Source organism: Hydrogenophaga sp. ANAO-22, assembly GCF_042466645.1.
Taxonomy (GTDB): domain Bacteria; phylum Pseudomonadota; class Gammaproteobacteria; order Burkholderiales; family Burkholderiaceae_C; genus Hydrogenophaga.
This window is the reverse complement of sequence record NZ_CP159956.1, coordinates 148,351-162,427: the sequence shown is the minus strand read 5'-3', so window position 1 is coordinate 162,427 and position 14,077 is coordinate 148,351. Positions and strand designations below refer to the sequence as shown.

Genomic DNA, 14,077 nt, shown 5'->3' with positions numbered 1-14,077 from the left:
TTACGAGTTGCACTTCTTGCCGTCAGAGTGACCGCTCGGGCGGCATGGCGTCAATTCGCGGAGACCGATGCGGGTTTCCCAGGGAAATCCTGCTCCAGCGCGCCCGGCAGCGTGGCGTCCCGCCGCGCGAGACCCCGGAAATCATTGGTTACAAAGGTCCGCGAAGGTATTGTTTCCGGCGGCTCGAACCATTGGAGAAGTAAGGCATCCGGGTTCACGAAAACCTGCGCCATCGGCGCTTGGGCGTTCCATTCGAGGCCCAAAGCCGCGCCATCCCGCTCCGAAATGTTTCCTTCGAACAGGTTGCTGAGCAGGCGGGCCTGTGTCGGGGCCCGCCGGGCGGAGACGCCCGCCGTGTTGATCAGGGTGTTGTGGGCCAGCACGATGTCGCTGGCGCGGTTGATGTCGAGCCCGGCATCGTTGCAGTGCGCCACGATGTTGTTGGCGGCCAGCCCGTGGCGGTGCTCGAAGGCCGCGCAGCCGTCCGAGCGGCACACCGCCGCCGGTTGGGTGCCACCCCCGCCGAACGAGATGCCCACCCGCTCGCCCGGGCGCGACACGTCCGTGGGCGAGCAGATCACGAGGTTGCGTTCGATGCGCCCACCTTCGCTGGCGCCCTTCATGAACAGCCCATACGCGACCCGGTTGCCCTGGCCTTTGGCGAAGTTCGTGACCAGGTTGTCCTGCACTTTCCAATGGCTGGCGCCGACGAGGTCGAGCATCACGACCGGCCTGTCGGTTTGCCGGGTGGCGCGGTTGGTCAGGGTGTTGAAGGCCACCAGGCCGTGGTCGGGCCACTCGCCGTCCAGGCCGTTGACCTTGATGTGCGCATTGAAGTCCTGCACGTGGTTGTTGCGCAGCGTGGCGAAGGCACCGCGACCCACCACGTGGAAGGCGTGCTCGCAGTCGTGTTCGCGCGCGCAGGCGCCGCGGATGTTGAGGTTTTCGAAGGCCCAGTAGGGCCGGTCGATCTGGATGCCTGCCTCCTGGGTGAAGTCCAGCTGGACGCTGCCAGGCACCAGGGCGCTCACCAGGATGGGGGCCTGTGCGCGGCCGTCCTGCCCGAGCCGCAGGGTCTTGTTGACGCTGTATCGGCCAGGGGCGATGACGATGTGGGTGCCGGGGCCGGCCTCCCGGAGAGCCTGTGCCAGGCCGGTTGCCGTGTCCACGCGGATCACCGTGCCGGCTCCGGGCACCGCGGGCGCCATGGAGACCATCTGCTGGCCTTTGCCGAGCGTGGGCAAAGGTCCCGGTGGCGGTGTCCTTTCCCAGCGGCGCTGCAGGGCATGCAGTCCTGGAAGCAGCAAGCCCTCCAGGACGCGGTGGCCTTCCAGCCGGTGCTGTGCGTGGCGGATCAGCTCCTGCGGACTCCGGGAACTGGCCTCGGCATACAGGCGCTGCCCCCGGTCGCTCACCAGAAAGGCTGTGGCGGCCATGAGGAAAACCAGCAGGCCTGACGCAGCGAACCACAACCATCTGCGCCTCGGTTTCAATGGAGTTCCCCGTTTCTGTGTCCGGGTCATGATAGCCGCGAGCGTGTCGAATGCAACGTTATGACTGCATTTCGATGCTGAAAACGACTTGTTCGGTCGCTATGATGAGCGCTTTGTGAATCTATCGGCCTGAGAAAAATCATCATGAAAATCACTGTGGTAGGGACGGGTTATGTGGGTCTGGTCAGCGGGGCCTGCCTGGCGGAGGTGGGCAACGATGTGCTTTGTCTGGATCTGAATCCCGACAAGATCCGCATCCTCGAGGAGGGCGGCATTCCCATCTACGAGCCCGGGCTGCAGGAGATGGTCAAACGCAACGTGGCGGCGGGGCGGCTGCACTTCACCACCGACGTCGACCGCGCCGTGCACCACGGCACCATCCAGTTCATCGCGGTGGGCACGCCACCCGATGAGGACGGTTCGGCCGACATGCGCTATGTGCTGGCCGCGGCGCGCAGCATCGGCCAGCGCATGACCGACTACAAGGTGGTGGTGGACAAGAGCACGGTGCCCGTGGGCACGGCCGACCGCGTGAAGGAAGCGATTGCCGAGGAGCTGCAGAAGCGCGGCGTCGACACGCCTTACGCCGTGGTGTCCAACCCCGAGTTCCTCAAGGAAGGCGCGGCGGTCGAGGACTTCATGCGGCCCGACCGCATCATCGTGGGCGCCGACGACGAGCAGGCGGTGCACCTCATGCGCGCGCTGTACGCGCCGTTCCAGCGCAACCGCGAGCGCCTGATCGTCACCGACGTGCGCAGCGCCGAACTCACCAAGTACGCGGCCAACGCCATGCTGGCCACGCGCATCAGTTTCATGAACGAGCTGGCCAACCTGGCGGAGAAGCTGGGCGCCGACATCGAGAGCGTTCGCCAGGGCATCGGCTCCGATCCGCGCATCGGCTACCACTTCCTGTACCCGGGCGCTGGTTACGGCGGTTCCTGCTTCCCGAAAGACGTCAAGGCCCTGATCAAGACGGCGGCGGACGAAGGCGGCCTGGACCTGAAGGTGCTGACCGCGGTGGAGGCGGCCAACGATGCGCAGAAGCACGTGCTGGGTGACAAGATCAAGCGCAAGCTGGGCGCGGACCTGAAGGGTCGCCACTTCGCCGTGTGGGGCCTGGCCTTCAAGCCCAATACCGACGACATGCGCGAAGCGCCGAGCCTGGAGCTGCTGGCCGATCTGCTGGCTGCCGGCGCCACCGCCACGGCCTACGACCCGGTTGCGATGCACGAAGCCCAGCGCGTGCTGGGCGACGAATCCCGCGTGCGCTACGCCCAGAACCCCAACGAGGCCCTGGAAGGGGCGGACGCGCTGATCATCGTGACCGAGTGGAAGGAGTTCCGCAGTCCCGATTTCGACCTGATCAAGGCCAAGCTCAAACAGCCCCTGATCGTGGACGGGCGCAACCTGTACGACCCGGCCTGGGTGCGCAGCCAGGGCTTCGACTACCTACCCATCGGGCGCTGAGCCATGGCGCGCCCGCGATCAGGCGCGCTGATCCTGGGCGCCCTCGCGGCACTGACCTGCCTGGGTCTGGCCGTTCAACATCCCCTGGCCCCCGCGCTCCTGGTGGGCGCCTTGTGCCTGTGCATGGGTGCCGCCGCCTGGCGGCCCTGGACCGTCGGGGGACTGCTGGCCATGCTCCTGCCCGTGGCCAGCCTGGCGCCCTCCACGGGCTGGTGGCTGATCGACGAATTCGACCTGCTGGTGCTCGCGGTGCTGGCCGGCGCGCATGCGCGGTCCGGGTTCGAGGCCTTCTCTGGCCGTGCGGCATCCTCTTCATCCAGCGAGACCCAGGTCCAGGCCGACCGGGTGTGGGTCGGGCTGCTCGTCGCGCTGGGTGCCTCCGCGCTGTTGAGCCTGTTCATCGGGCTGCGGGACGCCGGTGTCAGCGCGCGGGCGGTGGCGGCCGGCTGGGCCTCGGGCGACGGCTGGTTGCGGGCGCTGCACGCGGACTACGCCAGCGCCTTCAACCCGCTGCGCGTGTCCAAAAGCCTGCTCTGGGCGCTGCTGCTGTATCCCGTGCTGCGGCGGGTGCCGGTCGAGCGGCAGCGGGAGATGGCGCGCTTCACCCTCGCGGGCCTGCTCTGCGGGCTGGCCTGGGTCTGCGTGCTCGTGCTGTGGGAGCGCGGGCGGTACGTCGGTGTGCTGAATTTCTCCGACTCCTACCGCACGGTGGCGAACTTCTGGGAAATGCACGTGGGCGGCGGCGCCATCGACGCCCACCTGGCGATGGCCGTGCCCCTGGCGTTCTGGGCGGTCTGGCTGGCGCCGGGCGGCTGGCGCTGGGCCTGCGCGGCGGTCCTGGCCGTCCTGGGCACCTACGCGGTGCTGACCACGTATTCCCGAGGGCTGTACCTCGCGGTCACCGTCTCGCTGATGGTGATGGCCATCGTGGCCAGGCGCTGCCAGATCCAGCCGGCGTCCGGTGGGCGGCGGCGCGGCTGGGCGCTGCGGGTGTTGGTGTTCGCGCTGCTGGCGGAGGCGGTGTGGGTGCTCGGTGGGCACTCGTTCATGACAGGCCGGCTTGCGCAGTCGGAAACCGATCTGGTGGACCGCGTGGCGCACTGGCAGAGCGGGCTGGGCCTGCTGCGCACGCCCGCCGACTGGGTGCTGGGCCTGGGCGCGGGGCGCCTGCCCGCGCACTACAGCGCGCGCGTGCCGGATGGCGAGTTTCCCGGGCAGGCGCGATGGCGGCGCGACGCGGCAGGCGCCGGGCAGGTGGTGCTCTCGGGGCCGCCGACGCGCCAGGAGGCCGCCTACGACTTCGGTCTCACCCAGCGCATCCCGCTGGCCCCACAAGGGCACTACCGCGTGCGGGTCCGCTACGAGACCGACGCCCCGGTGGTGGTGCTGTTCAGCGTGTGCGAACGGCACCTGCTGTACGACTTCCGATGCCAGTGGAAGCACGTGAGGCCCGAGGCCGCCGTCACGGATGCGACCCAGTGGCACGACATCCCGCTGTCTGGCCAGGTCTTTTCGGACGCGAGCCGTGCCGTATCCTGGCGCGACGGCATGTTCGCGCTGACGGTGCTGAGCACCGGGCACGCGGCCCGCATTCACGCGGTGGAGTTGCTGGACCCGCAAGGCGTGCAGATCCTGAAAAACACGGACTTCTCGGCCGGGTTGCGCTACTGGTTTCCCGCCGCGCAGAGCAGCTTCAAGCCCTGGCACATGGACAACCTGTACCTGGAAATCCTCATCGAGCGCGGCCTGCTGGGCTGGCTGGTGCTGGGCCTGCTCGCCGCGTGGGCGTGGCGCTGCGTGGCTCAAGGCCTCAAGGCGGGGGATCCGCTGGCCCTGGCGCTGGCCGGCTCGCTCTCGGCCATGGGCGTGCTCGGCCTGGTCATCAGCGTCACCGAATTGCCGCGCATCGCTTTTATGCTGCTGCTGATCCTGTTGACAACATCACACTTCCGCCGAATTCCGCAATATTCACGTTATGTAACAGAACGTCAGAAGGGGGTGTCGGCGGTATTCTCGGACGGGCGCCCGAGCCGTGCACAGCCCCCGGGGCCATTACAGGAAAAAGAAGTTTGATCAAGCTATTCAACCACTACTTCGATCGCCGCACGCTGCTGCAGATGTTCATGGACCTGCTCCTGATCAGCGCGGCGTTCATGGCGACCCTGGTGTTTCTTTCCGACGCGGAAGACCTGACCGCCGTGCAGATTGGACAAGGCCTGTTCCGTGCGTTGCTCATGAGCATGGGTTTCCTGGCGGTCAACTCGGCCCTGGGCCTGTACGAACGGGGCAGCGTGTTCAACAACACGCAGTTGCGCGCCCGCGTGCTGGTCTCGTTCATGATGATGGGCCTGATCGTGGTGGGCGTGCTGCTGCTGCTGCCCATGAAGGCGTTCTACGGGCACACCTGGGCCGTGGTGATCGTGATGATGGCCACCGGCCTGCTGCTGGTCATCCAGGTGCTTACCGGCGAGTTCCTGCCCAAGTCGCTCACGCGCCGCAAGGTGCTGGTGTACGGCACCGGCGCGAAAGCGCAGGCGGTCGGGCAGAGCCTGCTCAAGGCCTCATCGAGCGCCGAACTCTGCGGCTATTTCGCCAGCCCCAACGAGCGCGAGCACCTCGTGACGAACTGGGGCACGCTGCAGCCGGGCCAGTCGCTCACCGAAGTGGTGGCCGAGAAGGGCGTCCACGAGATCGTGATCGCGCTCTCCGAACGCCGCGGCGGCAGCATGCCCATGCGCGAGCTGCTCGATTGCAAGCTCGCGGGCGTGCGCGTGACCGACATCGCCACCTATTTCGAGCAGAACCTCGGCCAGATCCGCCTCGATGCGGTGTCGGCCGGCTGGCTCATCTTCGGCGAAGGCTTCGATCAGGGTTTCCTGCGCACCACCATCAAGCGCCTGTTCGACATCGCGGGCGCGGTCGTGCTGATCCTGCTCGCCCTGCCCATCATGCTGGTGGCGGCGCTCGTCATCAAGCTGGAGAGCTCCGGCCCCATCCTGTACAAGCAGGAGCGCGTGGGCCTGAACAACAAGCCCTTCAACGTCGTGAAGTTCCGCAGCATGCGCACCGACGCGGAGAAGGACGGCATTCCCCGCTGGGCGACGGCGGGCGACAGCCGCGTCACGCGCGTGGGCAAGGTGATCCGCAAGCTGCGCATCGACGAACTGCCGCAACTCTTCAGCGTGCTCAACGGCGACATGAGCCTGGTCGGCCCGCGCCCCGAGCGCGCCTTCTTCGTCGAGAAGCTCACGCAGGAGATTCCGTTCTACGCGGTGCGCCACAGCGTCAAGCCCGGCGTGACCGGCTGGGCGCAAGTGCGTTACCAGTACGGCTCCACCGTGGAAGACACGGCGGAGAAGCTGCAGTACGACCTCTACTACGTGAAGAACCACTCGCTGTTTCTCGACCTCGTGGTCATCTTCGAAACCGTCGGCGTGGTGCTGACGGGCAAAGGCGCGCAGTAAGCGCCTGGGCGTTCCGCTCGCTGGCCGGGGTCAGGCCAGCGTGTGCAGCGGAATGTCCTTCTCCACCGCCAGCCGGTCCAGCTGCTTTCGCGTGCGGCCCTGAAGGAAGGCCGCGATCGCGGCGTGCGTCTCCGGCTTGAACAGCGAGCGCAGGTCCGACGCCGGCAGACCCGCCGCGGCGCACAGCGCGGCAGCGAAATGAGGCTCCAGGGCCGCCACGGCCACGCGGCCGTCCTTGCAGGGGTAGACGCGGTAGCCCGCATGGGCGCCGCCCACCGCGCCGGCGGGCTGGGTGAGGCCCCAGGTGCGGGGCAGGGCGAGCCACTCGGCCGCGTCCGACAGCGCGACCTCCTGGAAGCTGGATTTGCCCTGGGTCTTCTGCACCAGCGCGGCCTTGAGCACGGCTTCGCTGGCCATGAGCGCGCCCCCCATGTCGGCGAACAGGGTGGCCGGCAGGTCCAGGCCGGTGACGAGGCCCGCGTCCGCGAGGTAGGTGAGGTCATGGCCGGGCTCTTCCGCCCGGGCACCGGGCGCGCCCACGATCGCCACCACCGAGAGCCCGGGGTGGCGCTTGTGCAGGCCCTTCCAGCCGAGTTGCAGCTTCTCCAGCGCCGAAGGGCGGAAGGAGGTGAGCAGCACGTCGGTGCGCGCCAGTTCCTTGTGCAGCGCCGCCTGGCCCTTCTCGGACTTCAGGTCGATCGAGATCACGCGGATGCCATCGTGCAGGGTCGCGTAGGCCCGGGCGTTGTACTGCCCCATGGGGTCGCCCGAGGTACCCGCAGGAGTCCCCTTGGGCGCCGGGGGTTCGGCCTTGACGCAGCGCGCGCCCATGGCCTTGAGGCGCATGAAGGCGGCCGGGCCGGGCAGGTTCAGCGCGAGGCTGAGCACACGAACGCCGCGCAGCGGCTGGAGGGCGGGGGCAGGGCGGGGGGATGAACTCATGGCGGCGGGTCTGTGGAAAGGGTGTCGCCGCAATGTACCCGCAAGTCCGGCCGCAGAAGCGCCAACGGGCGACACCGTCGCCCGTCGTCCTGGGGTGCGCTGATTCAGCGTTCGCCGAAGTTCAGCGGCAGGCCCACGTAGTTCTCGGCCAGCGAGCGCGACATCGAGACCGAGTTCACGACGTAGTCGAGCTCGGCCTCCTGGATCTTCTGGCCGAAGCCCGCGGTGTCGGGGAAGCGGTGCATCAGCGAGGTCAGCCACCACGAGAAACGTTCGGCCTTCCAGACGCGGCGCAGGCAGCGCTCGGAGTAGGTGTCGATGCCGGCGGAGGTCTTGTCCTTGTAGTACTCGATGAACGCGCCCGAGAGGTACTTGACGTCGCTGGCCGCCAGGTTCAGGCCCTTGGCGCCGGTGGGCGGCACGATGTGCGCCGCGTCGCCCGCGAGGAACATGCGGCCGAAGCGCATCGGCTCGGCGACGAAACTGCGCAGCGGCGCGATGCTCTTCTCGATGGTGGGGCCGGTGATCACGCGCGACGCCATCTCGGGGTCGAGCCGCAGGCGCAGCTCGTCCCAGAAGCGCTGGTCGCTCCAGTCCTCGACCTTGTCGTCCAGCGGGCATTGCACGTAGTAGCGGCTGCGCGTGAGGCTGCGCATGGAACACAGGGCGAAGCCGCGTTCGCTGTTGGCGTAGACGATGGCGTGGGGCGAGACCGGTGGCACATCGGCCAGCACGCCGAGCCAGCCGAAAGGGTAGACCTTCTCGAACTCGGTGATGGCGCCCTTGGGCACGCTGGCGCGGCACACGCCGTGGAAGCCATCGCAGCCGGCGATGAAGTCGCACTCGATCTCGTGCGTCTGGCCATCCTTCTGGTAGCGCACCTTGGGGTGGTCGCTGTCGTAGTCCAGCACCTCCACGTTCGCGGCTTCGTACACGGTGGGCAGCGCGGCGGCGCTGCGCGCCTCCATGAGATCGCGCGTGAGTTCGGTCTGGCCGTAGGCGGTCACGACCTTGCCGTCGGTCAGGCCGTGCACGTCGATGGCATGGCGGGTGCCGGCAAACACCAGTTCGATGCTGTGGTGCACCGTGCCTTCGGCGTCCAGGCGCTCGCCCACGCCCACTTCGCGCAGCAGGTCGGTGGTGATCTGCTCGAGGATGCCGGCGCGGATGCGGCCGAGCACGTATTCACCGCTCTGGCGTTCGACGATGATGTTGTCGATGCCGGCCTTGTGCAGCAGCTGTCCGAGCAGCAGGCCGGAGGGGCCGGCGCCGATGATGGCGACCTGGGTTCGCATGGGGTGTCTCCTGGAATGGCGTGAAGTGCAACGAACGCAGCTTAAAAACGGGGCCCCGCCAGCGCAACGGTGCGCAGACGCCTTTGCGCGATGATCGAAAGTCTTGCGCGATCACCGCGCAAATTCGGATGCCCCTGGGCATAATCGACCCATGAGCACAGCCCCCCCTCCCATGGCGAAAGCCGATTTCATCGAAGGCATGGCCAAGGGCATGGCGGTGCTGGAGAGCTTCGACACCGAGCGCCAGCGCCTCAACGCCACCCAGGCCGCCGAGCGCGCGGGTCTCACGCGCGCCGCGGCGCGCCGGCACCTGCTGACCCTGGCGCACCTCGGTTACCTGGAGTCCGACGGCAGCCACTACTGGCTCTCGCCCAAGGTGCTGCGCTTCTCGGGCAGCTACCTGGCTTCGGCGCGCCTGCCGCGCCTGCTGCAGCCCACCTTGAACCGGCTCGCGGCGCAGACGCGCGAGTCCTACTCGGCCGCCGTGCTCGACGGCGACCAGGTCGTGATCGTGGCGCGCAATGTTTCGCTGGGTGGCCAGCGGCTCATGGCCTACGGCTTGCACCTCGGTGCGCGCCTGCCCGCGCACGCCACCTCCACCGGCCGCGTGCTGCTCGCGGGCCTGCCGCGCGCCGAGTTCGCCACCTGGCTCAAGGGCCGCGAGTTGCCCCGGCTGACGCCGCACACCACCGTGGAACACAAGGCCTTTCGCGCCGTGATCGCCCAGGTGCGCAGCGATGACATGGCCATTGCGCGAGAGGAGCACGAGCTGGGTGTGTTCGCGCTGGCCGTGCCGCTGCGCAACATGCAGGGCCGCACGGTCGCGGCGCTCAACGTGGTGGCCGCGCCCGACCGGTTCGAGGGACCGGTTTTCCAGAAGGACTTGCTGCCGCTGCTGCTGGACGCGGCGCGCGAGCTGCGGCCCTTGCTCTGAGCGCGCCCCCCATGCCCCTGTCCGGGTGGGACTTCACGCGCGGCTCGAGCCGCTGAGGTCCAGGTCCCACAGCATGTCCTCGCCCAGCGGCAGGGTGCGCGTGGGCGGGCGGGGGCAGTCGGCCATCACGTCGTGCGCGGGCGCGCGCAGGCCGCGCCGGCCCTGGCCGATCAGCACGGGCGCGATGATGAGGTGCAGGCGGCTGAGCACACCGGCGGTGAAGAAGCGCGACACCGTCATGCCGCCGCCTTCGACGAACAGCACGCGCTGGCCGCGCGCGGCCAGCGCGTGCGCGACGAGCGCGGGCCGGTAGCCCTCACCGCTGTCGTCGAGCAGGCCGTCCACCGCCAGCACCTCGGCGGGGGCGCTGCCCAGGCGCTCGCGGGCCAGCGCGGCGTGCCGCGCGTCGCAGACCCAGAGGGACGGGGCCTGCCCATCGCGGAACACGCGCGACTGGCCGTCCAGCCGCACGGCCGGGTCCACCACCACCCGCACCGGCTGCGGGCCGGGCACGCGGCGCGTGGTGAGCTGCGGGTTGTCGATGGCGACCGTGCCGGCACCGACCAGCACCGCGTCGCACAGCGCGCGCAGGCGGTGCAGGTGCAGCAGGCAGTGCGGGCCGTTCACGTAGTAGGAGTCGCCGGTGACGGTGGCCACGAAACCGTCCAGGCTCTGGCCGAGCTGGGCCACGGCCCAGGGCGCGCCGCCCCCGGCCTGGCGCGCATCGAGCAAGGGCTTGTAGAGCGTGAACAGCTCGGCGCTGCGCGCGTCGCCCTCGGGCGCCAGTTGCCAGCCTTGCTGCGCGCACCAGCGCAGCGGCGGCGCGGCCTGGCCCGTGGTGCGGGCCTGCAGCATCTGTTGCCAGAGCGCGGGCCAGTCGGCGGGGATGTCCTGGGCGGTCGTGGCGTCCGTGGGTGATGGCATGGCGGCCATCATCGCATTGAGCGCGGGGTCCCGGGGCGTGGGGTCATTTCCACTGCGGGGTGTAGTAGAGGTCGTCGGTGGCGGTGTCGGCGGTCCCGGCGTTCCACGGCGCCATGGGCAGGGCGGCCGCGATCCACAGCGCGGCCAGCAACTGGGGCAGCAGGGCGGCCGGTGCCATCCACAGCCCGGACGAGGGCCGCCACCACGACCACAGGCCCGGCACGGCGGTGGCCACCGCCACCATCAGCGCCAGCTGGGCCAGCAGCAGCGAACCCCCGAGCCCCGCCGCCGCGGCCAGCCCCAGGCAGGCCACGGTGAGCACGGCGGCCAGGGCGATGCCGCGCCACCAGGGGCGCGGGGTGGGCAGACCCCGGGCCGCTCGCCACAGGAGCAGCGACGCGATCACCGTGCCCGCGAGCGCGACCCAGGGCAGCTTCTGCGCGCGCGCGGTGGCCGGCCAGTCGAAACCGGGAAACCAGGCCAGCGCCACCAGCAGGCCCAGGGCGGCGCCGAGCGCGGCCCGGTTGGGGCCGGTGGTGCGCAGCAGGGCCGCCACGCCGCCGATGCACAGCAGCAGGGGCAGCACAAGACTTTGAAAGGCGGGGTGGTTCAGGAGGTCCATGGCGGTATGGCAGTGGTCAGGGCTGCCCCAGGTAGAAGTAGGCCGCGTGGCGGCGGTGGTCGCCGCGCCCCAGGGCCAGGTAAACCGGGCCCAGGGGCGTGTCCATGGCGAGGTAGACGGCGAAGCCGTAGCGGCTCTTCTCGCGTTGCGAGCCGAAGGCCGTGTCGCCGATGCGCGCGGCTTCCAGCGAGACGCCGGCATAGGCGCCTTCCAGGAAGCCCACGTTGGTGAGCCGGTGGCTGTAGTTCACGCGGCCGAGCACGAATTCGTTGCCGAAGACCTCGTTGGTCTTGTAGCCCGAGAGGCGCTGGAAGCCGCCCAGGAAGGAGGTCTCGTAGGCGGGCAGGGTGCCGCCGCTGGCTTTCACGCCTTGCGCGGAGAACTCCAGCGCGTGCCGGCCGAAGCCCACCGCCGTGCGGAACGCGGCGGAGAGCTTGCGGTAGTCGTCGCTCGCGCCCCAGCGCGGTTGCGACTGGTGCAGCTTCACGTCCAGCGCGTAGCCCGCGCGCGGAAAGCGCACGTTGTCCAGCGTGTCCAGTTGCAGGCGCAGCACCAGGGCGGCGGTGTCGGCGTCGGCCTCGAACAGGCCGGGCGGCAGCAGGCTGGTGTCGTTCTGCAGGCGCACGCGGCCACGCTGCACACCGAGGCGCAGTTGCCCCTGCGTGCCGAGCTGCAGGCCCAGGTCGGCGCCGTAGCCGTAGTGCTCCAGCCGGAAGCGCGCCACGCGCACGCCCTCGTCGCTGAACAGCTCGAAGGGGCTGCGCTCGCCGCCCAGGTGGGCCGCCGCGAAAAATCGTTGCGTGGGATGCAGGGGTTGGAACCACTCGGTGCGCAGGCGGTCGGTCTGGCCGATCTGGATGTCGTTGCGCCATTCGGCGCCCAGGCGGTTGAGCCAGGTGGCGCGGTGGGTGGCCAGCAGGTTGAAGAAGGAGCCGCCGGCGAAGTCGGACGACAGGCCCAGGCCGAAGCGCAGGTAGTGCGGGCCCCAGGATTTTTCGGTGACGCGGGCGGTGAGCACGCGGCCCTGGCCGGGTTCTTCGCTGAAGGTGTAGCTCACCGCCTCGAAGTCGCCCCAGCCGTACAGGCGTTGCAGGTCCTGGTCCACGCGGTTCGCGTCGAACGGCTGGCCGGCCTGGGTCTGCATGCCGTCGAGCACGGCCTGCGGGTTCACGCGCTGCGTGCCGCTGACCTTGATGGCGTCGATGCGCTGCCCGCCGGGGTCCTGCGCCGCCTCGCGCGCCGCCAGCAGCGCGGTGAATTCGGCTGGGCTCAGGCCGTGGACGGCGAGGGCATTGCGGGCCGCTCGCGCGGCGGCCTCGCCGGCCCGGGCGGCGTCGGCCAGGTGGTCGAAGTCGCTGCTGCTCACGCGGCTGAGGTCGGGCGTGATGAGCACGTCGCGCGGGCCGAGCTCCTTGAGCGACTGCGCGACGTTGGTCGTGGTGAGGATGCGCAGCATCTGCTCGGAGGCCGAGAGCAGGGAGGTGATGTCTTCCCGGCGCAGCAGCGGCGTGCCGATGTTGACCGCGATCACGATGTCCGCGCCCATGCGGCGCGCCACGTCCACCGGCAGGTTGCGTGTGACGCCACCGTCGACCAGCAGGCGGCCGTCGAGCTCCACCGGGCTGATGACGGCCGGGATGGCCATGCTCGCGCGCACGGCCTGGGTGAGGCTGCCGTGGTCGAGCTCCACCATCTCGGAGGTGGCGAGGTCGGTGGCGATGGCCCGGAAGGGCACCGGGAAGTGGTTGAAGTTCACGCTGCGCTGGCGCGCGGTGAGGCGGCGCAGCACGGCCTCCAGCGCCACGCCGGCCACCGCGCCCTTGGGCAGCGAGAGGCCATGCGGGCCCAGGCCCATCTCGGGGCCGACGTAGTTGGCCGCGTCGTCGGCCTTGCGCCGCATCGGCAGGTTGTCGCGCACCACGTCGTGGAACAGCGTGGCCGTGCTCAGGCCCTTCATTTCTTCTTCGATGGTGGCCAGCGGCAGCCCGGTGGCGTAGGCCGCGCCCACGATGGCGCCGGCGCTGGTGCCCACGACCATGTCGACCGGCACCCGCAGTTCTTCCAGCACCTTGAGCACTCCGATGTGCGCGCCGCCCCGGGCGCCGCCGCCCGAGAGCACCAGGGCGATGCGGGGGCGCTGCGCGGCCGGGCCGCTGCCCGGGGCCACAGGGCCGCCGGTCTGGGCCGTGGCGTTCAGACAGGCGAGGGAGCACACCAGTGCGAAGGCGATGCGCAGGGTCATGCGCGGATGATAGGAGCGAGCGTGGCGAAAGCGAACCGGCGTTACAGTGATCTGTTCCCACAAGAGGCCGCCCCATGTACCTGCCCCCACAGTTCGTTGCCAAGGACCCCGCCATCGCCCTGGAGCTGATGCGCGCGCACCCGTTCGCCAGCCTGATCTCCACCGACGACGAGGGCCTGCCCTTCGTCACCCACCTGCCGCTGCACCTGCTGGAGGAAGGCGGTGGCCTCACGCTGCTGGGCCACTGCGCCAAGCCCAACCCGCACGGGCGCTACCTGGCGGCGCGCCCGCAGGCGGTGGTGACTTTTCTCGGGCCGCATGCCTACATGACGCCGCGCGTCTACCCCGATCTGGCCCGCGTGCCGACCTGGAACTACCTGGCGGTGCACGCCACGGTGCAGGCGCGCGTGCTGGACGGCTTCGACCACAAGGACCGCCTGCTCAAGCACCTGATCCACGACCACGACCCGGCCTACGCGGACCAGTGGCGCGGGCTGGAAGAGGACTTCCAGCACAAGCTGATGCAGGGCATCACCGCTTTCGAACTGCGGGTGACGAAGCTTCAGTGCAAGGTCAAGCTCAACCAGCACCGGCCCGAGTCGCACGCCGCCATGCTGGCGGCCTACCAGGCCGGCAACGCCGACGAGCAGGCGCTGGCCGGCTGGATGCGCCGGCTGGGCATGGCGGCCTGAGC

General features: G+C 69.6%; 11 protein-coding genes. 5 read left to right on the top strand and 6 right to left on the bottom strand.

The window, feature by feature from the left end; all coding sequences use genetic code 11:
* Positions 1–50 precede the first annotated feature (50 nt).
* A complete protein-coding gene (locus tag ABSY19_RS00770) occupies positions 51–1,436 on the bottom strand; it encodes a chondroitinase-B domain-containing protein (protein ID WP_382158189.1) in 1,386 nt (461 codons plus the stop codon).
* A gap of 201 nt (positions 1,437–1,637) precedes the next feature.
* Between ABSY19_RS00770 and ABSY19_RS00765 the strand changes: the two genes are divergently transcribed.
* The 3 genes from ABSY19_RS00765 to ABSY19_RS00755 are packed head-to-tail and all read left to right on the top strand — an operon-like array spanning position 1,638 to position 6,424.
* Positions 1,638–2,960 (top strand): UDP-glucose/GDP-mannose dehydrogenase family protein, encoded by a 1,323-nt coding sequence (locus tag ABSY19_RS00765; protein ID WP_291118608.1) that lies wholly within the window; start codon positions 1,638–1,640, stop codon positions 2,958–2,960.
* A gap of 3 nt (positions 2,961–2,963) precedes the next feature.
* Positions 2,964–5,033 carry an O-antigen ligase family protein gene (locus ABSY19_RS00760; protein ID WP_382158187.1) on the top strand — a complete coding sequence of 690 codons (2,070 nt, stop codon included), beginning with the start codon at positions 2,964–2,966 and terminating at the stop codon, positions 5,031–5,033.
* Positions 5,030–6,424 (top strand): TIGR03013 family XrtA/PEP-CTERM system glycosyltransferase, encoded by a 1,395-nt coding sequence (locus tag ABSY19_RS00755; protein ID WP_382158185.1) that lies wholly within the window; start codon positions 5,030–5,032, stop codon positions 6,422–6,424. The genes ABSY19_RS00760 and ABSY19_RS00755 overlap by 4 nt, the downstream gene beginning before the upstream one ends.
* Positions 6,425–6,454: 30 nt before the next feature.
* On the opposite strand, the gene ABSY19_RS00750 is transcribed toward ABSY19_RS00755, so the two are convergent.
* Complete coding sequence (locus ABSY19_RS00750) at positions 6,455–7,366, bottom strand: CoA transferase (RefSeq protein ID WP_382158183.1); 912 nt, start codon at positions 7,364–7,366, stop codon at positions 6,455–6,457.
* A gap of 104 nt (positions 7,367–7,470) precedes the next feature.
* Positions 7,471–8,661 (bottom strand): 4-hydroxybenzoate 3-monooxygenase, encoded by a 1,191-nt coding sequence (gene pobA / locus ABSY19_RS00745; RefSeq protein WP_382158181.1) that lies wholly within the window; start codon positions 8,659–8,661, stop codon positions 7,471–7,473.
* Positions 8,662–8,812: 151 nt separating this feature from the next.
* Between pobA and ABSY19_RS00740 the strand changes: the two genes are divergently transcribed.
* Positions 8,813–9,595 carry an IclR family transcriptional regulator C-terminal domain-containing protein gene (locus ABSY19_RS00740; protein WP_382158179.1) on the top strand — a complete coding sequence of 261 codons (783 nt, stop codon included), beginning with the start codon at positions 8,813–8,815 and terminating at the stop codon, positions 9,593–9,595.
* A gap of 33 nt (positions 9,596–9,628) precedes the next feature.
* Here the strand turns inward: ABSY19_RS00740 and ABSY19_RS00735 are convergent, their stop codons facing one another.
* From ABSY19_RS00735 to ABSY19_RS00725, 3 genes are read right to left on the bottom strand one after another with little or no spacing between them, the layout of a single operon-like run.
* Positions 9,629–10,519 (bottom strand): RibD family protein, encoded by an 891-nt coding sequence (locus tag ABSY19_RS00735; RefSeq protein ID WP_382158177.1) that lies wholly within the window; start codon positions 10,517–10,519, stop codon positions 9,629–9,631.
* 43 nt (positions 10,520–10,562) lie between these two features.
* Complete coding sequence (locus ABSY19_RS00730; RefSeq protein ID WP_382158175.1) at positions 10,563–11,141, bottom strand: hypothetical protein; 579 nt, start codon at positions 11,139–11,141, stop codon at positions 10,563–10,565.
* Between the two features lie 16 nt (positions 11,142–11,157).
* A complete protein-coding gene (locus ABSY19_RS00725) occupies positions 11,158–13,383 on the bottom strand; it encodes a patatin-like phospholipase family protein (protein ID WP_382158173.1) in 2,226 nt (741 codons plus the stop codon).
* 74 nt (positions 13,384–13,457) lie between these two features.
* Here ABSY19_RS00725 and ABSY19_RS00720 point away from each other — a divergent pair, with 74 nt between their 5' ends.
* The gene (locus ABSY19_RS00720) at positions 13,458–14,075 is read left to right on the top strand and encodes an FMN-binding negative transcriptional regulator (RefSeq protein WP_382158171.1); all 618 of its coding nucleotides are present in this window, start codon (positions 13,458–13,460) and stop codon (positions 14,073–14,075) included.
* Positions 14,076–14,077 lie beyond the last annotated feature (2 nt).